Annotated in this window: 24 protein-coding genes and 1 pseudogene; 9 read left to right on the top strand and 16 right to left on the bottom strand. The window is 42.1% G+C overall.

The features are described 5' to 3' along the window. The 6 genes and pseudogenes from HT732_RS08870 to HT732_RS08850 form a co-directional block, all read right to left on the bottom strand. On the bottom strand, window positions 1–4,936 hold a 4,936-nt coding region (locus HT732_RS08870), incomplete at its 3' end, for a Rib/alpha-like domain-containing protein (RefSeq protein ID WP_275690740.1). Beyond that, the gene (locus HT732_RS08865; protein WP_173254702.1) at window positions 4,875–7,454 is read right to left on the bottom strand and encodes an accessory Sec-dependent serine-rich glycoprotein adhesin; all 2,580 of its coding nucleotides are present in this window, start codon (window positions 7,452–7,454) and stop codon (window positions 4,875–4,877) included. The genes HT732_RS08865 and HT732_RS08870, both read right to left, overlap by 62 nt. A gap of 577 nt (window positions 7,455–8,031) precedes the next feature. Beyond that, complete coding sequence (locus tag HT732_RS10515; protein WP_275690739.1) at window positions 8,032–8,163, bottom strand: hypothetical protein; 132 nt, start codon at window positions 8,161–8,163, stop codon at window positions 8,032–8,034. Window positions 8,164–8,186: 23 nt separating this feature from the next. Then, window positions 8,187–8,630 (bottom strand): annotated as a pseudogene (locus tag HT732_RS08860) (hypothetical protein); the annotation flags it as partial. A 5-nt stretch (window positions 8,631–8,635) separates the two neighbouring features. Further along, a complete protein-coding gene (locus HT732_RS08855) occupies window positions 8,636–9,562 on the bottom strand; it encodes an Rpn family recombination-promoting nuclease/putative transposase (RefSeq protein WP_173254698.1) in 927 nt (308 codons plus the stop codon). A 714-nt stretch (window positions 9,563–10,276) separates the two neighbouring features. Then, entirely contained in the window at window positions 10,277–11,821 is a 1,545-nt protein-coding gene (locus tag HT732_RS08850; protein WP_173254695.1) for a peptide chain release factor 3, read from the bottom strand. Window positions 11,822–12,044: 223 nt separating this feature from the next. On the opposite strand from HT732_RS08850, the gene HT732_RS08845 reads away from it, so the two are divergent. The 9 genes from HT732_RS08845 to nusB all read left to right on the top strand — a co-directional run bounded on the left by HT732_RS08845 (window position 12,045) and on the right by nusB (window position 18,290). Beyond that, window positions 12,045–12,296, top strand: coding sequence for a hypothetical protein (locus HT732_RS08845; RefSeq protein WP_000471832.1), 252 nt, complete (start codon window positions 12,045–12,047; stop codon window positions 12,294–12,296). Beyond that, a complete protein-coding gene (locus HT732_RS08840) occupies window positions 12,289–12,534 on the top strand; it encodes a DUF4160 domain-containing protein (RefSeq protein WP_001127467.1) in 246 nt (81 codons plus the stop codon). The genes HT732_RS08845 and HT732_RS08840 overlap by 8 nt, the downstream gene beginning before the upstream one ends. A 386-nt stretch (window positions 12,535–12,920) precedes the next feature. Then, window positions 12,921–13,223: an Asp-tRNA(Asn)/Glu-tRNA(Gln) amidotransferase subunit GatC gene (gatC, locus tag HT732_RS08835; protein WP_173254693.1), complete on the top strand. Its 303-nt coding sequence runs from the start codon at window positions 12,921–12,923 to the stop codon at window positions 13,221–13,223. Then, window positions 13,223–14,689 carry an Asp-tRNA(Asn)/Glu-tRNA(Gln) amidotransferase subunit GatA gene (gene gatA, locus HT732_RS08830; RefSeq protein WP_173254691.1) on the top strand — a complete coding sequence of 489 codons (1,467 nt, stop codon included), beginning with the start codon at window positions 13,223–13,225 and terminating at the stop codon, window positions 14,687–14,689. The genes gatC and gatA overlap by 1 nt, the downstream gene beginning before the upstream one ends. After that, a complete protein-coding gene (gene gatB / locus HT732_RS08825; RefSeq protein ID WP_173254690.1) occupies window positions 14,689–16,134 on the top strand; it encodes an Asp-tRNA(Asn)/Glu-tRNA(Gln) amidotransferase subunit GatB in 1,446 nt (481 codons plus the stop codon). Before gatA ends, gatB begins: the two co-directional genes overlap by 1 nt. Before the next feature lie 43 nt (window positions 16,135–16,177). Then, a complete protein-coding gene (locus tag HT732_RS08820) occupies window positions 16,178–16,573 on the top strand; it encodes a hypothetical protein (RefSeq protein ID WP_173254688.1) in 396 nt (131 codons plus the stop codon). 327 nt (window positions 16,574–16,900) lie between these two features. Continuing rightward, on the top strand, window positions 16,901–17,461 hold the full coding sequence (efp, locus tag HT732_RS08815) for an elongation factor P (protein WP_000568643.1): 561 nt from the start codon (window positions 16,901–16,903) through the stop codon (window positions 17,459–17,461). A gap of 21 nt (window positions 17,462–17,482) precedes the next feature. After that, window positions 17,483–17,872 carry an Asp23/Gls24 family envelope stress response protein gene (locus tag HT732_RS08810; RefSeq protein ID WP_000510574.1) on the top strand — a complete coding sequence of 130 codons (390 nt, stop codon included), beginning with the start codon at window positions 17,483–17,485 and terminating at the stop codon, window positions 17,870–17,872. Beyond that, on the top strand, window positions 17,865–18,290 hold the full coding sequence (gene nusB / locus HT732_RS08805) for a transcription antitermination factor NusB (RefSeq protein WP_173254686.1): 426 nt from the start codon (window positions 17,865–17,867) through the stop codon (window positions 18,288–18,290). Before HT732_RS08810 ends, nusB begins: the two co-directional genes overlap by 8 nt. 102 nt (window positions 18,291–18,392) lie before the next feature. On the opposite strand, the gene HT732_RS08800 is transcribed toward nusB, so the two are convergent. The 10 genes from HT732_RS08800 to HT732_RS08755 all read right to left on the bottom strand — a co-directional run bounded on the left by HT732_RS08800 (window position 18,393) and on the right by HT732_RS08755 (window position 26,606). Beyond that, entirely contained in the window at window positions 18,393–19,160 is a 768-nt protein-coding gene (locus tag HT732_RS08800) for an acetyl-CoA carboxylase carboxyl transferase subunit alpha (RefSeq protein WP_173254684.1), read from the bottom strand. Next, window positions 19,157–20,023 carry an acetyl-CoA carboxylase, carboxyltransferase subunit beta gene (accD, locus tag HT732_RS08795; RefSeq protein ID WP_173254682.1) on the bottom strand — a complete coding sequence of 289 codons (867 nt, stop codon included), beginning with the start codon at window positions 20,021–20,023 and terminating at the stop codon, window positions 19,157–19,159. The genes HT732_RS08800 and accD overlap by 4 nt, the downstream gene beginning before the upstream one ends. 36 nt (window positions 20,024–20,059) lie before the next feature. Further along, a complete protein-coding gene (gene accC, locus HT732_RS08790; RefSeq protein WP_173254680.1) occupies window positions 20,060–21,427 on the bottom strand; it encodes an acetyl-CoA carboxylase biotin carboxylase subunit in 1,368 nt (455 codons plus the stop codon). 11 nt (window positions 21,428–21,438) lie between these two features. After that, window positions 21,439–21,861 carry a 3-hydroxyacyl-ACP dehydratase FabZ gene (gene fabZ / locus HT732_RS08785; protein ID WP_173254678.1) on the bottom strand — a complete coding sequence of 141 codons (423 nt, stop codon included), beginning with the start codon at window positions 21,859–21,861 and terminating at the stop codon, window positions 21,439–21,441. Beyond that, window positions 21,858–22,343, bottom strand: coding sequence for an acetyl-CoA carboxylase biotin carboxyl carrier protein (accB, locus tag HT732_RS08780; RefSeq protein ID WP_173254676.1), 486 nt, complete (start codon window positions 22,341–22,343; stop codon window positions 21,858–21,860). Before accB ends, fabZ begins: the two co-directional genes overlap by 4 nt. Window positions 22,344–22,345: 2 nt before the next feature. Continuing rightward, window positions 22,346–23,581, bottom strand: coding sequence for a beta-ketoacyl-ACP synthase II (gene fabF, locus HT732_RS08775; RefSeq protein ID WP_173254674.1), 1,236 nt, complete (start codon window positions 23,579–23,581; stop codon window positions 22,346–22,348). A gap of 20 nt (window positions 23,582–23,601) precedes the next feature. Next, on the bottom strand, window positions 23,602–24,333 hold the full coding sequence (fabG, locus tag HT732_RS08770; protein WP_173254672.1) for a 3-oxoacyl-[acyl-carrier-protein] reductase: 732 nt from the start codon (window positions 24,331–24,333) through the stop codon (window positions 23,602–23,604). Window positions 24,334–24,373: 40 nt separating this feature from the next. Then, window positions 24,374–25,297, bottom strand: coding sequence for an ACP S-malonyltransferase (fabD, locus tag HT732_RS08765; protein WP_173254670.1), 924 nt, complete (start codon window positions 25,295–25,297; stop codon window positions 24,374–24,376). Next, window positions 25,290–26,264, bottom strand: a complete 975-nt coding sequence (gene fabK / locus HT732_RS08760) for an enoyl-[acyl-carrier-protein] reductase FabK (RefSeq protein ID WP_173254668.1) — start codon at window positions 26,262–26,264, stop codon at window positions 25,290–25,292. Before fabK ends, fabD begins: the two co-directional genes overlap by 8 nt. A gap of 117 nt (window positions 26,265–26,381) precedes the next feature. Continuing rightward, entirely contained in the window at window positions 26,382–26,606 is a 225-nt protein-coding gene (locus HT732_RS08755) for an acyl carrier protein (RefSeq protein ID WP_000257838.1), read from the bottom strand. Window positions 26,607–26,659 lie beyond the last annotated feature (53 nt).

The raw sequence follows: 26,659 nt of genomic DNA, 5'->3' as shown, positions 1-26,659 counted from the left end.
CTGATTGACTCGCGCTTGTCGATGCTGATTCTGATGCTGATTGACTTGCGCTTATTGAGACAGACTCAGAGGCTGATTGACTTGCACTTGTTGAAGCGGACTCAGAGGCTGATTGACTTGCCGATTCTGACGCCGACATCGACTCTGACGCCGATTGGGATTCCGACAATGATTGGGATGAACTTGCCGAAGCAGAGAACGATGTGCTAGCACTTTCAGACGTTGATCTAGATGTTACAACACTCTCAGAGGTTGAGCGTGAGGTGATCACACTCTCAGATGTTGATCTAGACGTTATAACACTTGTTGAAATTGATGTTGATGATACAACACTTGTTGATAAGGATGTACTATACTGCTCATTTGATAACTCAACTTTTAGAGGTTCTTTCGTACCATCCGTATACACAACAGTCACTGAACCATCCGCCGCAACATCAATTCTACTAATTGGTAGACCTGCGTTCTTCGTGCTTACTGCTTCTCGAATCCTTCTTTGATCTTCTGGAGAAGGATTCGTTTTGTTTGTTACCTGAATCGTATCAGGTTTGGCTGGATCATACTTTTCACTCAATGGAGCTTGACGGATACCATAGGACACTCGTGTTTCATTCTCAGAGAAATCTTTCACACGAACATAACGTGTCCATTCATTATCACTTGCCTTGCTACCATCCCCGTCTGGTCTATATTGTTTATTTGAATTATAAACAGCATCCGTAATGACTTGTCTATTTTGAGGATGATCATCACTTGCAGGGAAATTTCCACCAGTACCACCTGGTACGGCACTACCACCACTATGAACATCTGTCCCTATAAGGGAAGTCGTTGTTGGATTTCCATTACCATTGTTATCATTCCAAGCCTCAATATTTCTAACCTTACCGCTATTGTCAGTAGTTACTACCATCACACGGAATTTATCACCAGCATAGATTTTGCTCTTGCCGTCTGAATACTTAGGTGCTTCTACCCATGTATCAGTCTTAGGATTATAAACTTCTACCCTAACCGTAACATTTGGCAATTCATTTTCTTTAGTAATTGTTTTAGTCGTTGTTTCTGATTCTAACGGGTTAGTTTGGCTCGACGTTGGATTTGGAAGAGCTTGTTTAATCGTTACTCTACCCGTTGGAAGCAAGCCGTTATTAGCATTGTAACCTGCTGCAAGGTCTCTTGGCTCGAAGGTCAATCTTGTATCGTTAGGACCAGCTGTCTTAGTAAAGGTCTGAGTGCCGATTGTCAAGGTAACTGTCGCACCTGGTGTAACATTAGTTACCTCAATACTACGATTTGGCAAACCACCTTTTTCAGTCAATTGATCATCTGCGATTTGTGGCGCCTGCGGTTTAATGACAATGTCAAAACTCTTATCTTCAGCTACATCCCCTGCGGCATCACTGGTCTTATAAGTAACAGTATAAACACCAGGATCGGTTAAGTTGCCTGTAATTTTAGCAGTGGTTCCTTTTTTGACAACTTCTACTGTAAGGTTTTCATTTGCTTTTTTACCAACCGTCGCACCTGGAACTGTTGTATTCAAGTCTTCTTGGTCACTAACCGTAACAAGATTCTTTAAATCGTCCTGAGTTACAGGCGTACCTGCAACATACACCTTGTTTTCTGAACCTGTATTTGCAGTAATAGCAGGTTTTTCATTGATAGCATCTGCTTTCACCCAATTCTTAGCTGCTGGTGGCTCTTGTCTTCCATCTGCATATTTAACCAACAACTGAACCTTATCCGTACCTTTCTGAATACGGTACGGTGGATTAGTTGGGTCATTGACGCTAATAGTCAATTCTTTCTTAGTTGGGTCTCCAGCTACCGCTGTCTCAACAGCCGTAACCTTCCCTGCGAAAACTCCTGCTACATTCCATGTTCCATTTGGTTGTTTTTGAAGAGCAAGATCCTGATTCCCATTTAAGCGAACATAAGCTAAACCAGCATCATGCGGAATTTGAACAACCACATCTTTTGCCGAAGCAACACTATTGCTTTTATCACCTGTTTTTGGTGTTTTAGCAACCCTTGATGGCTGGATTGTATAATCTCCAAGAGTGACTGCTTTACTTGCAATATCACTTTTAAGTCCATTAACAGTTTGAGTAACCTCAATCCCTTTGGCTTTACTGTCACCACGTTGAAGATTTTGATATTCAGACTGAGTCAATACTTCATTAGGTCCAAGATTTAAAGTCCATGTTGTACCATTTACAGTCGCAGCTTTTTTCGTACCATCTTGAAGCGTTACCTCTACCGTTGCACCTGGTGCATTCGTACCTGTGATAACACGATCTGTCGAAGTTAACTTATCTCCATAAACTGCTTGATTTGCAGGATTGATTGTAGGAGCCTGCGGTTTTACTTTTGGATCTACAGTATTCTGCGTACCATCCTTATAAGTAATGGTTACAGTACCGTTTTCAGCGATGGTATAACCACTGATACGATTGGTTGTTTGTGGATTAGCTGTCTTAACAGCTTCAAGAATCTTATCACGATCTGGCTTTGTCAAGGAGTTTGGATTTGCAACTGGGACCGCATCTTTTGGTTGTTCCCCTCGGAATTTATCCTTCAACTGACCCTGCTGAAGTATGAGATTGTTCCCTTGAGACCAATTTCCAGAAGGATCTCTAACTATAATCGAACGTTTCACCCTAGTGTCAGGAACATATCTCAAATCTGAGTTAATTAGACCTTGATTCTCACCAGTATCAATGGTATAAGGATTAGTCTCCGTGGCTGTAGTAGAAACATTATTGATATTGTTTAGAATTGCAGTTCCCCAACTATCATCAAGTATATTACCACTGGTAATAGTAGTGTGACCATTGCTGTCACCTATTTTCACTTCAGTTTTGTCAATCTTTCCACTGTTATCACTAAATTTAGTAATAAAGCGCAGTCGATCACCTGAATAGAAAGTATATACGTCGAAAACACCATCTCTCGTGGATGGAACTGTTTCCCATTTGCCAGTTTTATCGTTTTTAACTTGTACAGTTGTCGTAGCAACAGGTCTAACTGTTTCTCTAGTGATAGTTTTAGTCGTTGTTGCTGAGTGGAGTGTTTCTGCTTGGTTTGTTACAGGATTAGTAAATGCCTTACTTTGTTTAACCGTTACATCTCCTACTGGAAGCAAACCGTTACTATCCGCTAATTCACTCGCTCCAATTGTTAGACTTGTCGCATTATTTTCTACTGTCTTCGTTACAGTCTTACTTCCAAGCGTCAAGGTCACTGTCGCACCTGGTGTCACATTAGTGACTGTAATACCACGATTTGGTAGTCCACCTGTATTCGTCACCTGATCAGCTGCAATCTGTGGTGCCTGTGGATTAACCTTAATCGTTACAGAAACTAGCTTACTGTTACGTCCTGTATCAGTTTGATCAGTAGAGCCTTTTGGTAATGTTACCCTAACTTTTTTAGTTACAAAACCTGGAGTAGAAATATCAGAGTCACTTATCGGCGTTTCCCATGCAAAGTCTGTTCCAGTTGGTACTGTTGGGGTATTTGTTGCATTTGTAACTGCTTGACCTGGGGTAGTTTTGATTGCCGATAGCGGAGCCATATTCCCCACTGTTGTTTCATAAGTTTGCTTCGCAACAGGATCTACTACGGTATAAGTAAAGCTTGTTTGACTTGTCAAAGCGGGATTAGTAGACGATACAGTTCCAAAGCGACCATTTGGATAGGTGGCTACTACACGATATTCTGTTCGATGCGCTGTATTGTTATTCCAAACTGCGCTAAAGTCTGGTGTAGCATCCGCTGTTTTCTGTAGTGTACCTGTACCATTTAAGGTTCCATTTAATTTATATTCATAACGCCACTTCGTATTTTGCGGAAGTTCACTGGAATTTGTATACAGATATGTATTCCCACCAATGTTATTAGCCCAGCCACCTCCACTAGTTTTACCACCACCGTCATCTTTGAAGGCATAGAACTGCCCTGTTACTCCATTTTTGGTAATAGTATCAATTTTCTTATAAACCGTATAATTATAGTCAAAATCTTTAGTAATTCCTGAGCTAGTGACAGTTAGGACAGCTTTCTTGTCACCCACACTACTAAAATCTGGTCTCGTTTTCCACGCGACAGTGACAGTTGACGGAACTGCAGCCCCATTACTATTGGTGATAAACTCACTTGCAGTTAGTTGGCTAGGATTTTCCCCTTGGACAGCATAAAAGCGTTCTGATTTCGTTCTATAGGGCATTTTTGCCGTGCCAGTAGAGGTAGCTCCCTCTGAGTTAAAGTTATAGGCAGTTGCAGTGACTTGACTTTCATCTTTAACTGTCGGCTCTGATATAGTAACCGCACCTGTATTCTTATCTAAAGTCACTCCAGCAGGAAGAGGTTCTGGGTTATCCCAAGTGTTCCCACTCTTCTTGAGAGAAATCGATGTAGGTGTCGTGCTAGATGTAGGAGTGTAGGAGATGGTTATGCTGTCACTTTCTCCTTTAGGCGTAACCGTCACGCTACCATCAGAAGGAGCTTGAATTTCAGGTACTGTTGGTCTAGCTGCTATGTCTACATTTTCAAAGAATACTTCGGAAATATCCCTCGAGTCACCACCCTCGTTATCCTTGTAAGTGACCACGAGTGATTTGCTCAATCCAACTTTTCCTGATGTGATACTAGCTGTACTCGCAGTGAAACCATTGTACTCCAAAACTTTGGTACGTTCAGCAGTACTCAAGGTTTTACCCAGCTTGCTTGCAGGCATATCACTCGGTAGAGGTAGGTAAACGGTATTACCATTGACTGTTGCTTTAACAGCCATGTTTTCTCCTACACCCGTACCAAAGGTAGTTCCTCCACCAAGCCATTCGACACTTTTCACATTTAAGTTTGAGGCACTAGTAGCTGTCCCTGAAACCGTTGCCGGAGGGATAACATCCCCCCCCACCAGGTCCTCCATTCAATGCATCTTTATATTCTTGCATATCATCTGGATTAGTTAGATTAGAAATCGTACTAGAAGAATTGGTGAATCCCGATATCATAGAAGCTGCACTAGGAACTGTACTTCCCTTATGAATCCATTGGTTCAACACATTTGTATTGATAGTCGGTTGATAAACATCCGATTGAGTGATAACACGAAATGGCAATTCATAAGTTCCACCACCATTACCTGGGATTGTAACCGTCAGCTTATGATTTCCTTTTGAAAATTTTAAGTATCCATATCCTCTTTCAGCACCTCTAGTATTACCTAACCAGTTCAACAATGAACTGTTAACGTCTGTTCCATCTACCTTGAAAGTAACCCCATTAGGTATTTCCTGAACTTTCTGTCCAGTGACCTTATCATACACGTCCGCAATACCTGAAAGATTTCCTATATTATTTACTCCACCCCATTTATAAAAGGTAGATGCTTTCCCAGGTTTTAATTCAATTCTATAACGGTCTTGTGTACCGACCATTTGGAGGTAGTTTCTATGACGTGAATTTTCCAGGGAACGGAATCCAGCCATATAATAGTCTTTAGTATTTTCTGGACTTTCTGTCGTATAGGTGATTCTATACCCTTCGTAACGGGCACTTCCTTTAGGGTGAAGGGCATAGACATTGGCAGTAGCGTCTTCAATACTTTCGAAAGCAAAATCCCCTTCTTTTTTCACTCTTTCGGTGATTTGGTCTGTTTGGTAAAAGGCCTCTGGATTATTAAAGGCAAAGTCTCGCAAACTTGTTAGACTTCCTCTACCAACCCCACTTGGACCCACACCAGCTACATTTTCATAGTAAGCTCCACCTTGGTTATTCTGAGCATTCCCGATTGCAGGCAAGAGGTCACCACTTTTTGAATTGTTACAAAAAGCATTATCTCCAGTACCTTCTCCCAGAGTTTTCCACGCTCCATTCCCACCGAATTTTTGCTCCACTTTCATATTGGTGATTCGATGCCCTTTTGGAACAGTAAAGTAGAAAAATGGGTTATCATGCGGTTGTCCACCGTCGTTAAAGAGAACCTCCCAACGAGTCGTTGTTCCAGTCCGTACAGCCTTCATATAGACCTGTGAAGCAATCTCTCTAACCTCAACACGTGTCGCAATATTAGCTTTTTGAGGCGCTCTTCCATTCCCTTGACGTCCCTCAGTGGCATAGATGTAGGTTCCTTCTCTATAGCCATATTTTGCATTTGGTCCTGCTGGACCAGCCTGATCTCTAGCATCAGCTTTCGTTACAACATAACCAACTGTCGCTGTACTGAAACCATATCTTGCATTGTTAGGATTATTTTCAGGCGCCTCTCTAAAACTAGAACCTCTCTCCATCGCTTTACCATTTAAGGCGCTACGTTGCCCATTGTTGGCACGAAGGACGGCATTGATGATTGAGTTTTGTGCAGACGTTGCTTGCTTGATGACATCTGTCAAGTCAGCATTTGGAGTCTTTAGCGCTTCCTCAATAGCTGTTACAGCCGCATTGACCTTAGCAACGGCTTCGTTTGTATTTGGCAAGCCGATAGACTTCGCTAGGTACTCACCCATAGTGGCTGAGATTTTAGACAGACGTTTGCGGTCTTCTTGAGCTTTCTTGTCATTCTCGGCAGTTACCGTAGTCGCCACAGCAGCTGTTATAGTCGTGTCTCTAAGAGCTGTAGAACTAACTGTCAAACTACTTAATTTCGTATCAATAGTTGCTAAAGAGTTCAGACTGTTCTCAATAATAAGTGATAATTCGGACGCATTTCCAGTAGCAGATGTACTTACTTGACTTGCTTGACTCGTTTGCGCAGTTTCATCAACTTCTTTCAAACTAGCAACTGACTCTTCCGCTGCAGTTGACAAACTCGTCTTACTAGCCACACTTCCATTAACTGGAGCTTGTGAGGCTAGACCATTCCCCAAGATAGAAGCAATCACATTGCCAGAACCTAGTCCAGATTCGCTGATAGCCTTACTTGCAGATAGACTTGTCTCCAAACTAGCTTTAGCCGACTCCGATTCTTTAAGACTTTTACTAGCCGTTTCCGAAACGTGGATACTCTCGCTAACAGATGCAGATAGACTGACTTCATGTGAATCTGATTGTGAATTTGTAATAACAGATTCACTCCCTAACTCACTCTTATTTCCTAAAACTGCAGACCCTACAGTCGCCAAGGCATCAGCGGTATTTACCTCCTTTTCAAGAGCTTGTGTAGTCTCCTCCGCATAGACATGCGTAGTAGTCGCAAGACCACCCCCGAGTACCGTCCCTGCTGCGGCTATCCCTTTCAGGATATCCAATCCAGTCAGTGTATTTGCTGATTGCTCTTCGATTACTTCAGTTGTTACCTGAGCAGCGTCTACACCACCACGCAAGACTTTAAAGAGTCCAAACTGAGAGGTCGAGGCACGCAACCAATGCTTACCCGACTTGATCAACTTGAAACGGGTCACACGATCCGTCTCTCTATATTCACCTTCTTGGCGTCTAAAAAACATTTTGAAATTTCCTTTCAAACATTATTTTTATTTATAGATATAAATAAACTACTACTCTACATTATATAAAAAGAATCACCAAATAGCAATAGCTTTGAAAGTATTTTTACCTAAAAAAAAAAGCAATTTACTATTTTATATATATTATGAGATAAGATTTTTATAAAGACACGCAAATGAGTGTAACTCAGCTCATTTTTGGTTTATATTCCTGTTTTTATACATGATTATTCTATGGTTTTTCTCAAGACAAACCAAAAATTTTTCAAGTGCTTGAATTCAAAAAACAAAACCCTTATACAAAGGCATTTTTCTTGTCAGGATATCCTTTTTAATTTATAAACATAGTTTATATGTTAATTTATTTCTTCGTGATATAAAAGTGTAACAGTGTGCTCATCACCCATGATGTATCTTGAAAGGAGCAATCAAAATCCAACTGGTGCATTCATATGTATAATTAGAGATCTAAAATTGAGTGTTCACCCTACCTCATTCGTGGGCTCAAGGTTTTATGAATCGCGTTATACTATTGTAGATTCAATTCACTATAATAGCTAAAAGTAGCCCGAATGGTCTAATCACCTTGTTCTCTTCCTATCCAATCTACTCTAACTTTTACCTGCTCTTTAATTTTCATCGAACATAAAAACAAAGGATAGCCCCCTCTTGTTTCAAGTGATTTGCTATCCTTTTTAGTTATTTTCATATCGTGTAACACTTACAGATTTCTCACTGATGTCCTTTCAGCAGTGCTTCAAACTCAGCTACTGACATACCTAATTGTTCACTCGCAACCTCAACGGTTAAAAGATGTTGTCGCACCATATCTAGGAAGGCAAAAAGTTTCCCTTCTTCCCTTCCTTCAACTTTCCCACGCTCAAGTCCCTGTTCAACGCCTTCTGCTCGTCCTTGTTCACGACCCTCTGCACGACCACGTTCTAAGCCTTTTTCTTCAGCTTGTTCCAAGGCATAATCCTGAGCCAATAACGCTTGTTCTTCGCGCATACGTAGTTGACTAAACATCTTCCTGTCCTCCTCGGACCAGCTCTTGTAGTCCAGCAGTTGGTCTGCTTGGCTGATGGCTCGCTCGGGTTGCTGGGTAAAGGGTTTATTCCCGAAAAACTCCAACCACGGCTTGCGAACACTATCCTTGCTGGTTTCTCTGTATTTTTTAGGTCTTATTTATGATGGTCTTTCAGCAACGCTTCAAACTCCGCTACTGACATGCCTAATTGTTCACTCGCAAATTCAGAGGTTAAAACATGTTGGCGAACCATGTCTAAGAAGGCAAAAAGTTTTCCACGTTCAAGTCCTTGTTCAAGACCTTGTTCAAGACCTTGTTCAAGACCTTCAGCCCTAGCAGTTTCCAAGGCATAGTCCTGTGCTAACAAGGCTTGTTCTTCGCGCATACGTAGTTGACTAAACATTTTCCTGTCCTCCTCGGACCAGCTCTTGTAGTCCAGCAGTTGATCTGCTTGGCTGATGGCTCGCTCAGGTTCTTGGGTAAAGGGCTTATTCCCGAAAAACTCCAACCACGGCTTGCGAACCTCGTCTTTGCTGGTTTCTCTGTACTTTCTTAATTCCAAGAATGCCATCTTAACCAGATGGTTTTCCTGTCCATTGTTTGTAATTGTTAAAACCTCACCTGTCGTGTCCTCGCGCATACTAAAACTATGAAAAGCTTGATCATCTTGGAAGTAGTTACTATCTACAATTGCGATAGCGTATACTGGTGCGATGTGTTTGTAACTTTGATGAGTATTGCCCTCTTGCTGGCGAATTTTTTCTAGGTTTTGATTGACCTGACTACATAGATAAGCCCACAAACGATTAATGAAAAAATTCTGATGATGGACTTGTATTTCGATGATAACTTGTGTGCCGTTGTCCAACTCCGCCAAGACATCTATGCTAGTATAGAAATCCTGGGCCGAGTACGGCAGGGAAGGCAAGACGTGAATATTGCTCCCTTCCAAAAGGGTTACATTTTTGGCTGGTAAATCCAACATATCACGAATAAATTGACAAGTGATTTCTGGATTGCTAAAGATTTTCTTAGCAACCAAGTCATTGGTTGGGCTGATGCCCGGATGACGTAATGTCATACTTTCTCTCCTTTCATTATACCATAGTTTTAAATCTAGGTTTGATGGTTCTATCTATTTATTCGGAAAAGAAATTAAAAAGCCAAACTAAAAATCAATTTATTTTAACATCTCTGAACTTGCTCTCAAAAAATGTCATCTACAAGGATGACGATTCTTAAAACTCTAACAAGTTACATCCTGCAAAAATCAACACAACGAACAAATCGTATCTGGTCTTACATAAGCCTTGGAGCATACGTTTCAACATGGAACTTTTTACTACAACTTGTCCTAAAATAACGGTTTACACAAGTATTTTTCCTAATGGATTGTCTAGATAAGGAAGCATAGTAACTATTAACCTCCATCCAGGTCAAAATAAGCACTTTTCTACAGCAACTCAGGAAGTCACCTAGCTAGGCTTACTTTCTGACGTTTACAACAAAAAGCCCACAATGTAATGTAACATTCATGGACTTTTTAGTATGTATTCAGACAAACCACCACAGCGGTTATCAATTTTTACACTACAACACGGAGTTTGGCAAATCGATTCTATTGCCAAACGTAGTTAGTAAAGCAGTTAGCTAGGCCACTCACTACCAGTTACGACGTAAAGTTTTACGAATCGATATTATTCGTAAAACTTTACTAGTGGAGCGCCTAGCCAAGTTCCATAGAAACTTGGCGTTAGTTACTTAGATTGTTATACAATCAAGTAACTTTGGCGATCTACATCTTCTCCTCTAACTCTACGTCTGGATACTTGTCCGCAAACCAACGGAGGGCAAAGTCATTTTCAAAGAGGAAGACTGGTTGGTCAAAACGGTCTTTGGCCAAGATATTGCGGCTTGATGACATCCGTTCATCCAAGTCCTCAGGCTTGATCCAACGAACAGTCTTTTTACCCATTGGGCTCATGACTACTTCTGCATTGTACTCGCCTTCCATGCGGTGTTTAAAGACTTCAAACTGGAGTTGACCAACAGCGCCTAGCATGTACTCACCTGTTTGGTAATTCTTATAAAGCTGAACGGCTCCTTCTTGCACTAGTTGCTCAATCCCCTTGTGGAAGGATTTTTGCTTCATGACATTCTTAGCAGAAACTTTCATGAAAATCTCAGGAGTAAAGGTTGGCAGGGGTTCAAATTCAAACTTGTTTTTCCCAACTGTCAAAGTGTCACCTACTTGATAGGTACCTGTATCGTAAACCCCGATGATATCACCTGCCACAGCATTAGTCACATTCTCACGACTTTCTGCCATAAACTGAGTCACATTAGACAGTTTGGCACCCTTACCAGTACGAGGCAGATTGACACTCATGCCACGCTCAAATTCACCTGATACGATGCGGACAAAGGCAATACGGTCACGGTGACGAGAGTCCATGTTGGCTTGGATTTTAAAGACAAAGCCTGAGAAATCCTTGTCATAAGGATCCACAATTTCACCATCTGTTTTTTTGTGTCCATGTGGTTCTGGAGCAAATTTGAGGAATGTTTCAAGGAAGGTCTGAACGCCAAAGTTAGTAAGGGCTGAACCGAAGAAGACAGGTGTCAATTCTCCAGCTAGAATAGCTTCCTCTGAGAATTCATTTCCAGCTTCATTTAAAAGTTCAATATCATCCTTGACTTGCTCGTAGAAAGGATTGTTACCAAAAAGCTTGTCCCCATCTTCAAGACTAGCAAAACGCTCATCCCCTTTATAGAGCTCCAAGCGTTGGTTATAGAGGTCATACAATCCTTCGAAGGCTTTCCCCATCCCGATTGGCCAGTTCATCGGGTAGCTAGCAATGCCCAAGACTTCTTCCAACTCTTGCAAGAGGTCTAGTGGCTCACGTCCGTCACGGTCCAACTTATTCATAAAGGTAAAGACCGGAATTCCACGGTGTTTGACAACTTCAAACAATTTCTTGGTTTGAGCCTCGATACCCTTGGCAGAGTCCACAACCATAACCGCAGCATCCACCGCCATCAAGGTACGATAGGTATCTTCTGAAAAGTCCTCGTGCCCTGGGGTGTCTAGGATGTTGACGCGCTTGCCATCGTAGTCAAACTGCATAACAGATGAAGTCACCGAAATCCCACGTTGCTTCTCGATATCCATCCAGTCAGACTTGGCAAAAGTCCCTGTTTTCTTTCCTTTTACGGTACCAGCTTCACGAATCTCGCCCCCAAAGTAGAGCAACTGCTCAGTGATGGTTGTTTTCCCCGCGTCCGGGTGGGAGATAATGGCAAAAGTACGACGTTTCTTAATTTCTTCTTGAATATTCATAAGTTCTCTTTCTTTGATTCTCTATTTTTCTTGTTTCGATAGCTAAGAATGATTTTTACATTGGATTTTACCATTCCTTTCAACACTCCATTATATCGGATTTTAGCATTTTTTTCAATTTCTATTTTATATTGAATAAAAGCTTTCCCTTGTAGTCAAATAGATAGAAAACAGTGACAATTCTAGCAAAAATGATATAATAAAACAAAAAGGAGATATAATCATGTTCAAAGAATTTGGTGTAACTAATTTAGAAGTGACAAAAGATGATATTTACAAGAATCCAAATAACCCTATTTTGCGCATGTATGATGACGATGAATTAATTGGAACCTTTAGTATTCTAACTGGAGAAGTATTGGAAAATTTGGACTTAGCAGACTATGACATTCGTTTTGCTCAAAAGCAAATTGAGTTGAATCGCGATAACTACCTTGAAACATGGAAGGATTACGTGGGACTACTACATGCCTAAATATTCTTTCTTAAAGTATGGTATTGAAATTCGTCCTAACGAACATAACCATAAAGGTCAAAAAGCACATATTCACATTTATATCCACGGAGAAGAGGTCGGCTCAATGTTTCTGAACGGTGAACTGAGAGATGGTAAATTAAAGGCAAAAGACCTAAAAATAATCAGGCAATATGTTTTAGAAAATGCAGATGAACTTCAGGCTTTATGGAATGAATACCAAAAGAGTGCATATTAAAATCAAAGAATCTTAGTTTGCTAATGTACAATAAACAAAAACTATCTAGCAATTTTAATGCCTACTACTCAGTTTCTACTCAACTTATCCAAATACTAGGAAGCCTAATTCCCCTTGCAATTTTTCAAATAAATGTTACAATAAATGTAGAAAAAGGTGTTGCGACAACAACACCCCACAGAGCTGTTTAAGACGGTGGCTGTAATTACATAACTAAAAAATAGCTCGTTAACTCACCAAAGTTAGGACGGCTATTTTTTTGTCTATTTTAAAAACCTCTTTCTCGACTTGCCAGATGTCTTTTTTCACCTTTCCCTCCCTTATTTATAGGAAAATATGGTAAAATAGAACAGACTAAAAATCATCATTTCACGAAAGGATGCAAGATGAAAATTACGCAAGAAGAGGTAACACACGTTGCCAATCTTTCAAAATTAAGATTCTCTGAAGAAGAAACTGCTGCCTTTGCGACTACCTTGTCTAAAATTGTTGACATGATTGAATTGTTGGGCGAAGTTGACACAACTGGTATCGCACCTACTACGACCATGGCCGACCGCAAGACTGTACTCCGACCTGATGTGGCCGCAGAAGGAACAGACCGTGATCGCTTGTTTAAAAACGTACCTGAAAAAGACAACTACTATATCAAGGTACCAGCTATCCTAGACGATGGAGGAGATGCCTAATGACTTTTAACAATAAAACCATTGAAGACTTGCACAATCTCCTTGTTTCTAAGGAAATTTCTGCAACTGAATTAACCCAAGCAACGCTTGAAGATATCCAATCTCGCGAGACAGCTATCAACGCTTTTGTTACCATCGCTGAGGAGCAAGCTCTTGCTCAAGCTAAGGCCATTGATGAAGCTGGAATTGATGCTGATAATGTCCTTTCAGGAATTCCACTAGCTGTTAAGGATAACATCTCTACTGACGGTATTCTCACAACTGCTGCCTCAAAAATGCTCTACAACTATGAGCCTATCTTTGATGCGACAGCCGTTTCCAATGCAAAGGCTAAAGGCATGATTGTCGTTGGGAAAACCAACATGGACGAATTTGCTATGGGTGGTTCAGGTGAAACTTCACACTACGGAGCAACTAAAAATGCTTGGGACCAAAACAAGGTTCCTGGTGGCTCATCAAGTGGTTCTGCTGCAGCTGTAGCTTCTGGGCAAGTCCGCTTGTCACTTGGTTCTGATACTGGTGGTTCTATCCGCCAACCTGCTGCCTTCAACGGGATCGTTGGTCTCAAACCAACCTACGGAACAGTTTCACGTTTCGGTCTCATTGCCTTTGGTAGTTCATTAGACCAGATTGGACCTTTTGCTCCTACTGTTAAGGAAAATGCTCTCTTGCTCAACGCTATTGCCAGCGAAGATGCCAAAGACTCTACTTCTGCTCCTGTCCGCATCGCCGACTTTACTTCAAAAATCGGCCAAGACATCAAGGGCATGAAAATTGCTTTGCCTAAGGAATACCTCGGTGAAGGAATTGACCCAGAGGTTAAGGAAACCATTCTGAATGCCGCTAAACACTTTGAAAAACTTGGTGCTATCGTCGAAGAAGTCAGCCTGCCTCACTCTAAATACGGTGTTGCCGTTTACTACATCATCGCTTCATCAGAAGCTTCTTCAAACTTGCAACGCTTTGATGGTATCCGTTATGGCTACCGTGCAGAAGATGCAACTAATCTTGATGAAATCTATGTAAACAGCCGTAGCCAAGGTTTTGGTGAAGAGGTTAAACGCCGTATCATGCTTGGTACATTCAGTCTTTCATCAGGTTACTACGATGCTTACTACAAGAAGGCCGGTCAGGTCCGTACCCTCATCATCCAAGATTTCGAAAAAGTCTTTGCGGATTATGACTTGATTTTGGGACCAACTGCTCCTAGTGTTGCTTATGACTTGGACTCACTCAACCATGACCCAGTTGCCATGTACTTGGCTGACCTTTTGACCATCCCAGTCAACTTGGCAGGTCTTCCAGGGATTTCGATTCCTGCTGGATTCTCTCAAGGACTACCTGTCGGTCTACAACTGATTGGTCCTAAGTACTCTGAGGAAACCATTTACCAAGCTGCTGCTGCTTTTGAGGCGACAACAGACTACCACAAACAACAACCCGTGATTTTTGGAGGTGACAACTAATGAACTTTGAAACAGTCATTGGACTTGAAGTCCACGTAGAGCTCAACACCAATTCAAAAATCTTCTCACCTACTTCTGCCCACTTTGGAAATGACCAAAATGCCAATACCAACGTGATTGACTGGTCTTTCCCAGGAGTTCTGCCAGTTCTCAATAAAGGTGTGGTCGATGCCGGTATCAAGGCAGCTCTTGCCCTCAACATGGACATCCACAAAAAAATGCACTTTGACCGCAAGAACTACTTCTACCCTGATAATCCCAAAGCCTACCAAATTTCTCAGTTTGATGAGCCAATCGGTTATAACGGTTGGATTGAAGTTGAGCTAGAAGACGGTACTACCAAGAAAATTGGTATCGAACGCGCCCACCTAGAGGAAGACGCTGGTAAAAACACCCACGGTACAGACGGCTACTCTTACGTTGACCTCAACCGCCAAGGGGTGCCCTTGATCGAGATCGTCTCTGAAGCCGACATGCGCTCACCAGAAGAAGCCTACGCTTATCTAACTGCCCTCAAGGAAGTTATCCAGTACGCTGGCATTTCTGACGTTAAGATGGAAGAAGGTTCTATGCGTGTGGATGCCAATATTTCTCTTCGCCCTTATGGTCAAGAAAAATTCGGTACCAAGACAGAGTTGAAGAACCTCAACTCCTTCTCAAACGTGCGTAAGGGTCTTGAATACGAAGTCCAACGTCAAGCTGAAATCCTTCGCTCAGGCGGACAAATCCGCCAAGAAACACGCCGTTACGATGAAGCCAACAAAGCAACCATCCTCATGCGTGTCAAGGAAGGCGCTGCAGACTACCGCTACTTCCCAGAACCAGACCTCCCACTCTTTGAAATCTCAGACGAGTGGATTGAGGAAATGCGTACTGAATTGCCAGAATTTCCAAAGGAACGCCGTGCACGCTACGTGGCTGAACTTGGCTTGTCAGACTACGATGCTAGCCAGTTGACTGCAAACAAAGTCACTTCTGATTTCTTTGAAAAAGCTGTTGCCCTCGGTGGCGATGCCAAACAGGTCTCTAACTGGCTCCAAGGGGAGGTTGCTCAATTCTTGAACGCCGAAGGCAAGACACTGGAACAAATCGAATTGACACCAGAAAACTTGGTTGAAATGATTGCCATCATCGAAGACGGCACTATCTCTTCTAAGATTGCCAAGAAAGTCTTTGTCCATCTAGCTAAAAATGGCGGTGGCGCGCGTGAATACGTGGAAAAAGCTGGCATGGTTCAAATCTCAGATCCAGAAATCTTGATCCCAATCATCCACCAAGTCTTTGCGGATAACGAAGCTGCTGTTGCCGACTTCAAGTCAGGCAAACGCAACGCAGACAAGGCCTTCACAGGCTTCCTCATGAAAGCAACCAAAGGCCAAGCCAACCCACAAGTTGCCCTTAAGCTTCTTGCCCAAGAATTAGCGAAGTTGAAAGAAGATGAATAACAGACTTTTTATATACTTTTTTCTATTTTAGAAAGAAGAAAAAATGAACAAATTTTTACGATTGCTATTTATTTTAGTCATCATCGCTATGCTAGGCGCTTCTATACTACAAATTTTCTTTCCATCATACATGGGAAGTCACTCCGGGTACGGAATCTCTACTGGTTGGCAACGAGAAATTGGAATATGGAACCTAGCTGTATTGATTCTTATTCTCGGTGTCAATATTAAGTACGATTGGTTCTATCTACGAATCGTGCTTTTCGCTCTCATCTTCGGTGGGATTGGAATAGGAACAAATCACTTAGTCAATTTTATGGAGTATCATTCTCCTATAAATGCTATCGGTGCTTTCGAAAATTACTTGCTAGCGACGGGGTGGATTGTAGGGTGGCTCATTGAACATCATTCCATAAAAAAGATAACTACTAGTAAATAACGACAAGTATATCTTAGATGATTTTTAAAGGTTATAATATAGTTTAATAATCATTCAAATTAAGAGATCTACCTTTTCAATAGCCTCAATGTCAATCAAGAACTCTTTAACGAACTTGCTAAACAAGATGCCAAGCCAACCCACAAGTTGCCCTTAAACTACTTGCACAGGAATTGGCGAAGTTGAAAGAAGATTAATATGTAAAAGAAACCAGCCCTAAGGTTGGTTTTTTCTCCCCTACCACCTCCCAATAACTATTTTGGCTTTATTTTCAGAAGATTTTATGGTAAAATGAAGAGTAATAATATTTATTAAAGAGGTAAAAACATGATTGAAGCAAGCAAATTGAAAGCTGGTATGACATTTGAAACTGCAGACGGAAAATTGATCCGCGTTTTGGAAGCTAGCCACCACAAACCAGGTAAAGGAAACACGATCATGCGTATGAAATTGCGTGATGTCCGTACTGGTTCTACTTTTGACACAAGCTACCGTCCAGAAGAAAAATTCGAACAAGCTATTATCGAAACTGTTCCAGCTCAATACTTGTACAAAATGGATGAAACTGCCTACTTCATGAACACTGAAACTTACGACCAATATGAAATTCCAGTCGTAAATGTTGAAAATGAATTGCTTTACATCCTTGAAAACTCTGATGTGAAAATCCAATTCTACGGAACTGAAGTAATCGGTGTAACTGTACCAACTACTGTTGAATTGACAGTTGCTGAAACACAACCATCTATCAAAGGTGCTACTGTTACAGGTTCTGGTAAACCAGCAACTATGGAAACTGGACTTGTTGTCAACGTTCCAGACTTCATCGAAGCTGGACAAAAATTGATCATCAACACTGCAGAAGGAACTTACGTTTCTCGTGCCTAATCTCTAGAAAGAGGTCATTCTATGGGAATTGAAGAACAATTTGGCGAAATCGTTATCGCTCCACGTGTACTTGAAAAAATCATTGCCATCGCAACTGCTAAAGTTGATGGTGTCCACTCATTTTCAAATAAATCCGTGTCTGATACCCTATCAAAACTCTCTCTTGGTCGCGGCGTCTACTTAAAAGAAAACAATGAAGAGCTAACTGCTGACATCTATCTCTACCTTGAGTACGGTGTGAAGGTACCAAAAGTTGCTCTTGCTATTCAAAAAGCAGTCAAAGATGCTGTCCGAGATATGGCTGATGTGGAACTTTCTGCTGTTAACATCCATGTTGCAGGAATCGTTCCAGATAAAACACCAAAACCTGAGTTGAAAGATCTATTTAACGAGGACTTCCTCAATGACTAGTCCATTATTAGAATCTAGACGCGAACTTCGAAAATGCGCTTTTCAAGCTCTTATGAGCCTTGAATTCGGTACAGATATAGAAACAGCTTGTCACTTTGCATATACACATGACCGTGAAGATGCAGATGTGCAAATCCCTGCCTTTCTTCTGAACTTGGTTTCTGGCGTTCAAGCTCAAAAAGACGAGTTGGATAAACAAATCAACCAGCACCTCAAGTCAGGCTGGACAGTTGAACGCTTGACCTTGGTCGAGAAAAACTTACTACGCTTGGGAATCTTTGAAATCACATCATTTGATACACCTCAGCTGGTAGCAGTCAATGAAGCCATTGAACTCGCTAAGAATTTTTCAGATCAAAAATCAGCCCGCTTTATCAACGGACTGCTTAGTCAATTTGTAACTGAAGGAAATGAATAATCGAAAAGGTGTTTGGTCTTCCAAGCACCTTTTGACTTTCCTCTCTTCACAGGGAAAGAACCACATAAAAACTAGAACTGACAGTCAGTTCTAGTTTTTGTATTAGTATTTTCTAAATCGTTGGTAACGCTCTTCCAACAACGCTTCTAGCGGTTTTTGTAAAAGTATAGCTAGCTCATCTTGGAGTTCTTTTTTGACATTCTTAATTAATTCTTTGCTAGAAAGTCCTGCTTCAGAAATCACCTTGTCCACCACGTCCATTTCTAGTAGCTCGTGTGATGTTATTTTCATCAGTTCTGCCGCTTCCATGGCACGACTGCCGTCCTTCCATAGAATGGAAGCAAAGCCTTCTGGACTGAGAATGGCATAGATAGAATTTTCCAGCATCCAGACACGGTCCGCAACGGCTAGAGCCAGAGCTCCACCTGAACCACCTTCACCTATAATGATGGCGATAATCGGAACTTTCAGGTCACTCATTTCCATGAGATTGCGAGCAATAGCTTCTCCCTGTCCACGTTCTTCCGCTCCCACACCAGGATAGGCACCTGCAGTATTGATAAAGGTCACAACTGGACGACCAAACTTTTCAGCCTGTTTCATCAAACGTAGGGCCTTGCGGTAGCCTTCTGGATGCGGTTGACCAAAATTCCGCTTGAGGTTATCTTGTAAACTCTTGCCTTTTTGGATACCAACCACTGTTACCGCTTGGTCTCCAAGCCAGCCAATACCACCAACAACTGCACCATCATCACGAAAAGAACGGTCACCGTGTAATTGGATAAATTCATCAAAAATGCCTGCAGCAAAGTCCAAAGTTGTCAAGCGACTCTGCTCACGCGCTTCTCTGACTATTTTTGCAATATTCATCTAGGACCCCCTCCGTGCAATCTGACTAGGCTAGCAATCGTATCTGGCAAGTCTCTTCTTTTAACAATAGCATCCACAAAACCATGTTCCAATAGGAATTCTGCCTTTTGGAACCCCTCTGGCAAGCTTTCACGAACCGTATTTTCAATCACACGACGCCCAGCAAAACCGACTAAACTCTGTGGTTCTGCTAGAATGATATCGCCTTCCATAGCGAAAGAAGCTGTCACACCACCTGTCGTTGGATCTGTCAAAATGGTCAGGTAAAAGAGACCAGCATTTGAATGGCGTTTAACTGCTGCAGAAATCTTGGCCATCTGCATGAGACTCATGATTCCTTCCTGCATACGAGCTCCACCAGAGGCTGTGAAGAGAACAACTGGCAATTGTTCGACAGTCGCATACTCAAACAAACGAGTGATTTTCTCCCCTACAACTGTACCCATAGAAGCCATGATAAAGTTGGAATCCATAATCCCAAGAGCCACAGTCTGACCTTTAATAAGAGCAGTTCCTGTGACAACAGCTTCATCCAGACCTGTTTTTTCACGCATAGCTGCTAGTTTCTTTTGATAACCAGGGAAATGCAAAGGATCCTTGCTTTCAATCCCTGTAAACAATTCCTTGAAGGTCCCCATATCAATCGTCAAAACCAAGCGTTCTTGGGCAGAAATACGAAAGGTATAGCTACAGTGCGGACAGATACGCTCACTTCCCAGATCCTTCTGATAAATGGTATGCTTACAGCCTGGACACTGGGAGAATAATTCATCTGGAACCTCTGGCTTGGCTTGAGGTTTTTCCCTAACCGAACGATTGGGATTGATTCGAATATACTTATCTTTTTTACTAAATAGAGCCATTGATTCCCCTTTTCGGTTTAAACTCTTGAAATCATTTTATTCTTTTTCTTGATACTTGGGTAAGAAGGTTTCCATCAAGAAGGAAGTATCATAATCTCCAGCAATGACATTGCGATCTGAAATGAGGTCAAGCTGGAAATCTGCATTGGTCTGCACCCCCTCTATCTCTAGTTCATAGAGGGCACGTTGCATTTTCATCAAGGCATCAAAACGATTCTCCCCATGAACGATGACTTTGGCAATCATACTATCATAATAAGGTGGAATGGTATAGCCTGGATAAACTGCTGAATCCACGCGCAAGCCAACTCCACCACTTGGCAGATGGAGATTAGTAATCTTACCTGGACTTGGAGCAAAGTTAAAGGCTGGATTTTCTGCATTGATACGACACTCGATGGCATGACCGCGTAGGACAATATCTTCTTGCTTAACAGACAGTGGCTGACCTGCCGCAATGCGAATTTGTTCCTTAACGATATCCACACCTGAAACAAATTCTGTTACTGGATGTTCTACTTGTACACGAGTATTCATCTCCATAAAATAGAATTTACCGCTAGCTTCATCAAGAAGAAACTCAATGGTCCCTGCATTCTCATAGCCAACAGACTCTGCCGCTCGAACAGCAGCAGCACCGATTTCATGGCGCAACGTTTTCCCGATTGCAATCGAAGGACTTTCTTCCAAAACCTTTTGGTTATTCCGTTGAAGAGAACAATCCCGTTCACCTAAATGAATCACATGTCCATGCTCATCTCCTAGGATTTGAACCTCGATGTGACGAGCTGGATAGATGACCCGTTCTATATACATGGCACCATTGCCATAATTGGCCTTGGCTTCACTTGAAGCAGTTTCAAAGGCGGAAACGAGGTCTTCTGGTTTTTCAACCTTACGAATCCCTTTACCACCTCCACCTGCTGAAGCCTTAAGCATAACAGGATAGCCAATTTTTTCAGCAACAATCAAAGCTTCTTCAGAATTATGCACTTCTCCATCTGAACCTGGTATAACAGGCACGCCTGCTTTGATCATCTGAGCACGCGCATTGATCTTATCCCCCATCATATCCATGACATGACCAGATGGGCCGATAAACTTGATTCCCACCTCTTCACACATGGTTGCAAATTTGGAATTTTCACTGAGAAATCCAAAACCTGGGTGGATGGCTTCTGCCTCAGTCAAAACTGCAGCTGATAGAACCGCATTAATATTGAGATAAGACTCTGTTGCCTTGCCAGGACCGATACAAACCGCTTCATCTGCCAAAAGCGTATGAAGGGCTTCCTTATCGGCAGTTGAATAAACCGCTACCGTCGCAATGCCCAATTCACGCGCCGCACGGATAATACGAACCGCAATTTCACCACGATTGGCAATTAAAATTTTTCGAAACATGGAGAACCTCCTTAGTTCCCTATTGCAAAGGTAAGAGTACCACTAGCTGCAAGCTTGCCATCCACTTCAGCCTTTGCTTCAACCACAGCAATGCTACCGCGACGTTTTACAAACGTTGCCGTCATAACTAATTGGTCACCTGGTACAACTTGCTTCTTGAATTTAACCTTGTCCATACCAGCGTAAAAGACCAGTTTTCCTTTATTTTCAGGTTTTGACAACTCCAAGACACCAGCTGTTTGCGCCAATGCTTCCATGATCAGAACACCTGGCATAACTGGATATTGAGGAAAATGGCCGTTAAAGAAGGGCTCATTGATGGTCACATTTTTGATGGCAACAATAGTATCCTCACTTACTTCCAAGACACGGTCCACTAGGAGCATGGGATAACGGTGAGGCAGAACTTCTTTGATTCCTTGAATATCGATCATTTGATACGTACCAATCCTTTACCAAACTCAACCATTTCTTCGTTAGAAACGAGAATTTCCGTCACCACACCATCCTTAGGAGCTGGAATTTCATTCATGACTTTCATAGCTTCGATGATGACCAATGTTTGGCCTTTTTTGACACTATCGCCAACTGAAACGAAGGCAGGTTTATCAGGACCAGCAGCCAAGTAAGCCACCCCAACAAGTGGACTCTCTACAACATCTCCCTCAGCAGCCACACTTGCTTCGGCTGGTGCCGAAGTTTCTGCCACTACAGTTTCTGCAGGAGCAGATGAAGGAGCTACTGAACTTGGTGTTGCTAGAACGGACGCTGGAGCAACTGGAGCTGCAACTTCAGATACAAGTCTCGCTTCATTCTTGCTAAACTGCAACTCATCCGTCCCATTTTTATAAGAAAATTCTCTCAAACTTGACTGGTCAAATTGGGCCATCAAGTCTTTAATATCGTTTAAATTCATAGTTATTTATTCTCCCAACGTTTGAAAGCAAGAACTGCATTGTGGCCACCAAAACCAAAGGTATTTGAAATAGCGTATGGAATTTCTTGCTCCAAGCCTTGTCCATAAACCACATTGGCTTCGATATAGTCTGATACTTCGCTTGTGCCAGCTGTCATTGGTACAAAGTTATGACGCATAGCCTCGATTGTGACGATAGCTTCTACTGCACCTGCAGCCCCCAGCAAATGTCCTGTGAATGATTTGGTTGATGATACAGGTACTTCCTTACCAAGAACAGCCACAATCGCACCACTTTCTCCTTTTTCATTAGCAGGAGTTGATGTTCCGTGAGCATTGACATAGGCTACTTGTTCTGGGGAAATCTCAGCTTCCTCCAAGGCTAATTTGATGGCCTTGATAGCTCCCTGACCTTCTGGATGTGGTGAAGTCATATGGTAGGCATCACAAGTATTTCCGTAACCAACCACTTCAGCAAGGATAGTAGCGCCACGTTTTTCGGCGTGTTCAAGGCTTTCAAGAACCAGCATCCCAGAACCTTCACCCATGACAAACCCATTACGGTCCTTATCAAATGGAATGGAAGCACGAGTTGGGTCCTCTGTAGTAGAGAGAGCTGTCAAGGCTTGGAAACCAGCAATAGCAAAAGGTGTGATAGAGGCTTCTGAACCACCTACCAACATAACATCTTGGAAACCAAACTTAATCGAGCGGAAGGCATCCCCAATCGCATCATTTGATGAAGCGCAGGCAGTATTGATGGATTTACAAACACCATTTGCTCCAAAACGCATAGCGACATTTCCTGAAGCCATATTTGGCAAGGCTTTTGGAAGGGTCAATGGTTTCACACGTTTTGGCCCTTTTTCGTTGAGACGAAGCACTTGATCTTCAATTTCCTTGATTCCACCAATACCAGAGGCAACGATAACACCAAAACGATCCTTGTCAAGAGCCTCTACATCAAGACCTGCATGATTAACAGCTTCTTGAGCTGCGTACAAGGCATACAAAGAATAGTTGTCAAAACGATTGGTATCTTTCTTTACAAAGTATTTATCAAAAGGAAAATCTTGAATTTCTGCCGCATTATGCACATCAAAGTCACTATGATCAAATTTTGTAATTGGACCAATTCCGATTTTTCCAGTTGTCAAACTATTCCAAAATTCTTCTGGTGTATTTCCGATTGGAGATGTTACTCCATAACCTGTTACTACTACGCGATTTAGTTTCATCTTTTTTACCTCTAGCTTCTCTACATACTGAGGCCACCATCAATGGCAACCACTTGACCAGTTAGATAATCTTGGCCTGCTAAAAATACTGTTAAATCTGCAACCTGCTCTGCCTGCCCAAATGCTTTCATAGGAATTTGTGCCAGCATGGCATCTTTTACCTTGTCTGATAGAACTGCTGTCATATCGGACTCAATCATTCCAGGTGCAATAGCATTAACTCTGATATTGCGATTGGCCACTTCACGCGCCACAGACTTAGTAAAACCAATCAAACCAGCCTTAGAAGCAGCATAGTTAGCTTGACCGATATTTCCCATCAAACCAACAACACTAGACATGTTAATGATAGCACCTTCTCTGGCTTTCATCATCGGTTTCAAGACTGATTGTGTCATGTTAAAGGCACCAGTCAAGTTAACCTTGAGAACTTTTTCAAAATCCGCTTCTGTCATCTTGAGCATTAGGGTATCTTGTGTAATTCCTGCATTGTTGACCAAAACATCTACTGAACCCAGCTCTGTAATAGCTTGATCAACCATACGCTTAGCGTCTGCAAAGTCTGATACATCTCCTGATATAGGAACCACCTTAACACCATAGTTTGAAAACTCAGTGAGCAATTCTTCTGAGATTGCCCCACGACTGTTTAAAACAATATTGGCTCCTGCTTGAGCAAACTTGTGAGCAATGGCAAGACCAATTCCACGACTCGAACCTGTAATAAAGATATTTTTATTTTCTAGTTGCATTCTTTTCTCCTGTTTCCTCTTGTATTTATGGGAGAAGGGATTACTTGTTTTCTAGCAAGACTTCCAAGCTCGCCTGATCTTCGACATTGGCTAGTTTAGCCGTTTTATCAATTTTTTTGACAAAGCCTGACAAGACTTTCCCCGGTCCAATCTCGATAAAGTTGGTTACGCCTGCTTCTTGCATAACTGCAATACTTTCATAGAAACGAACTGGTTCCTTGACCTGACGCGTCAAAAGTCGAGCAATGTCTTCTTTTTGCATAACTGCAGCTTCTGTATTGCCGACTAGGGGACAAGTGAAATCTGAAAAGTTTACCTGAGCTAGTGTTTCAGCTAGTTTCTGACTAGCAGGCTCAAGGAGAGCGGTATGAAAGGGACCTGAAACCTTGAGAGGAATCAAGCGTTTGGCACCTGCCTCCTGCAAGAGTTCGACAGCTCGATCAACTGCAACCACTTCTCCGCCAATCACGATTTGTGCAGGTGTATTATAGTTAGCTGGGGTAACCACTCCAAGTTCAGAAGCTTTTTGACAGGCTTCTTCAATGACCTCTACTGGCGTATTGAGAACAGCAACCATCTTGCCAGAGCCAGCAGGAGCCGCTTCTTCCATATAGGCGCCACGCTTAGCGACCAAGGCTACCGCATCTTCAAAATCCAAGGCACCACTGGCTACCAAGGCAGAGTATTCTCCAAGGGACAAACCAGCAACCATATCAGGCTGATAGCCTTTTTCTTGTAATAAACGGTAGATAGCAACTGAAGTCGCTAAAATAGCTGGTTGCGTATAGCGGGTCTGGTTAAGTTTTTCTTCTTCCGTATCAATGAGATGACGCAAATCATAACCAAGTACCTGACTCGCTTGATCAATCGTTTCTTTGACAATAGGGTAGTGATCATAGAGATCACGACCCATACCTAGATACTGGGCACCTTGGCCAGCAAATAAAAAGGCCGTTTTAGTCATTTCTTACAACTCCTGCCCAACGAGAGGCTTCTTCTTGAATTTTCTTAGCTGCTCCGTAATACAAATCTTTTAGGATTTCTTCAACGGTTTCTTCTTTGGAAACAAGCCCCGCAATCTGACCTGCCATAACAGATCCACCATCCACATCTCCGTGAACAACTGCTTTGGCTAGGGCACCTGCTCCCATTTGTTCAAAGATTTCCAAATCAGGATTTTCTTGTTTAAAGGCATCTTTCTCAGCTTTTTCAAAATCACGAGTCAATTGATTTTTAATAGCACGAACAGCATGGCCAAAGTGTTGAGCTGAAATCGTAGTATCAATATCTCTAGCTTTTAAAATCTTGGCCTTGTAATTTGGATGTGCATTAGACTCTTTGGCAACGACAAAACGCGTTCCAACCTGAACAGCCTCTGCACCTAGCATAAAGCCAGCCGCAGCACCTTCACCATCCGCAATCCCTCCTGCCGCAATAACAGGAATAGATACAGCTGCCACCACTTGACGCACCAAGGTCATGGTTGTTAATTTACCGATATGCCCCCCAGCTTCCATTCCTTCTGCGATAACAGCGTCCGCACCAATTTTTTCCATTCGTTTAGCTAGGGCAACGCTTGGTACAACAGGAATAACTGTAATCCCTGCTTCATGGAAACGTTCCATGTATTTACCAGGATTTCCTGCACCTGTTGTCACTACCTTAACACCTTCCTCGATAACGAGGTCTACAATATCTTCCACAAAGGGAGACAAGAGCATGATGTTGACACCGAAGGGTTTATCCGTCAACGATTTGATCTTGTCAATATTGGCCTTGACGACTTCTTTCGGTGCATTCCCACCACCGATAATGCCTAGTCCCCCAGCCTTGGAAACAGCCCCTGCCAGATCACCATCAGCAACCCAAGCCATTCCTCCTTGGAAAATAGGATACTCAATATTCAATAATTCTGTAATACGCGTTTTCATAGTGCCTCCATCGTTTCTTGCTTACGTAATAGTTCGATACTGTCATAATTTGAAAATCAAACTATTACCTAAACAAGAGGGAGCGGGTTTCCCTACTCCTTCTATCTTATATTCTTCTTATTTTGTTTGCTCTTCAACATAGGCAACCAAGTCACCAACTGTTTTCAAGTCATCTTCTGCTTCGATTTGGATATCAAAAGCATCTTCGATTTCTGAGATTACTTGGAACAAGTCCAATGAATCTGCGTCCAAATCATCAAAAGTTGATTCAAGTGTTACTTCTGATGCGTCTTTTCCAAGTTCTTCAACGATAATTTCTTGTACTTTTTCAAATACTGCCATGATAGGACTCCTTTAAAATAAATAGTTTTTTATAACAATGTGTTCACCACATG

Origin of the sequence: Streptococcus sp. 5346, assembly GCF_013277455.1 — a bacterium.
Taxonomy (GTDB): domain Bacteria; phylum Bacillota; class Bacilli; order Lactobacillales; family Streptococcaceae; genus Streptococcus.
Note: the sequence above shows the minus strand (reverse complement) of the source record. Positions and strands in the feature narration are given on the sequence as shown.

What these genes read in the sequence shown, in the direction of transcription:
- HT732_RS08865 (WP_173254702.1), bottom strand. Translation starts at nt 7,454, where the DNA reads ATGTTTTTTAGACGCCAAGAAGGTGAATATAGAGAGACGGATCGTGTG.
- HT732_RS10515 (WP_275690739.1), bottom strand. Translation starts at nt 8,163, where the DNA reads ATGAAAATAACTAAAAAGGATAGCAAATCACTTGAAACAAGAGGGGGC.
- HT732_RS08855 (WP_173254698.1), bottom strand. Translation starts at nt 9,562, where the DNA reads ATGACATTACGTCATCCGGGCATCAGCCCAACCAATGACTTGGTTGCT.
- HT732_RS08850 (WP_173254695.1), bottom strand. Translation starts at nt 11,821, where the DNA reads ATGAATATTCAAGAAGAAATTAAGAAACGTCGTACTTTTGCCATTATC.
- HT732_RS08845 (WP_000471832.1), top strand. Translation starts at nt 12,045, where the DNA reads ATGTTCAAAGAATTTGGTGTAACTAATTTAGAAGTGACAAAAGATGAT.
- HT732_RS08840 (WP_001127467.1), top strand. Translation starts at nt 12,289, where the DNA reads ATGCCTAAATATTCTTTCTTAAAGTATGGTATTGAAATTCGTCCTAAC.
- gatC (WP_173254693.1), top strand. Translation starts at nt 12,921, where the DNA reads ATGAAAATTACGCAAGAAGAGGTAACACACGTTGCCAATCTTTCAAAA.
- gatA (WP_173254691.1), top strand. Translation starts at nt 13,223, where the DNA reads ATGACTTTTAACAATAAAACCATTGAAGACTTGCACAATCTCCTTGTT.
- gatB (WP_173254690.1), top strand. Translation starts at nt 14,689, where the DNA reads ATGAACTTTGAAACAGTCATTGGACTTGAAGTCCACGTAGAGCTCAAC.
- HT732_RS08820 (WP_173254688.1), top strand. Translation starts at nt 16,178, where the DNA reads ATGAACAAATTTTTACGATTGCTATTTATTTTAGTCATCATCGCTATG.
- efp (WP_000568643.1), top strand. Translation starts at nt 16,901, where the DNA reads ATGATTGAAGCAAGCAAATTGAAAGCTGGTATGACATTTGAAACTGCA.
- HT732_RS08810 (WP_000510574.1), top strand. Translation starts at nt 17,483, where the DNA reads ATGGGAATTGAAGAACAATTTGGCGAAATCGTTATCGCTCCACGTGTA.
- nusB (WP_173254686.1), top strand. Translation starts at nt 17,865, where the DNA reads ATGACTAGTCCATTATTAGAATCTAGACGCGAACTTCGAAAATGCGCT.
- HT732_RS08800 (WP_173254684.1), bottom strand. Translation starts at nt 19,160, where the DNA reads ATGAATATTGCAAAAATAGTCAGAGAAGCGCGTGAGCAGAGTCGCTTG.
- accD (WP_173254682.1), bottom strand. Translation starts at nt 20,023, where the DNA reads ATGGCTCTATTTAGTAAAAAAGATAAGTATATTCGAATCAATCCCAAT.
- accC (WP_173254680.1), bottom strand. Translation starts at nt 21,427, where the DNA reads ATGTTTCGAAAAATTTTAATTGCCAATCGTGGTGAAATTGCGGTTCGT.
- fabZ (WP_173254678.1), bottom strand. Translation starts at nt 21,861, where the DNA reads ATGATCGATATTCAAGGAATCAAAGAAGTTCTGCCTCACCGTTATCCC.
- accB (WP_173254676.1), bottom strand. Translation starts at nt 22,343, where the DNA reads ATGAATTTAAACGATATTAAAGACTTGATGGCCCAATTTGACCAGTCA.
- fabF (WP_173254674.1), bottom strand. Translation starts at nt 23,581, where the DNA reads ATGAAACTAAATCGCGTAGTAGTAACAGGTTATGGAGTAACATCTCCA.
- fabG (WP_173254672.1), bottom strand. Translation starts at nt 24,333, where the DNA reads ATGCAACTAGAAAATAAAAATATCTTTATTACAGGTTCGAGTCGTGGA.
- fabD (WP_173254670.1), bottom strand. Translation starts at nt 25,297, where the DNA reads ATGACTAAAACGGCCTTTTTATTTGCTGGCCAAGGTGCCCAGTATCTA.
- fabK (WP_173254668.1), bottom strand. Translation starts at nt 26,264, where the DNA reads ATGAAAACGCGTATTACAGAATTATTGAATATTGAGTATCCTATTTTC.
- HT732_RS08755 (WP_000257838.1), bottom strand. Translation starts at nt 26,606, where the DNA reads ATGGCAGTATTTGAAAAAGTACAAGAAATTATCGTTGAAGAACTTGGA.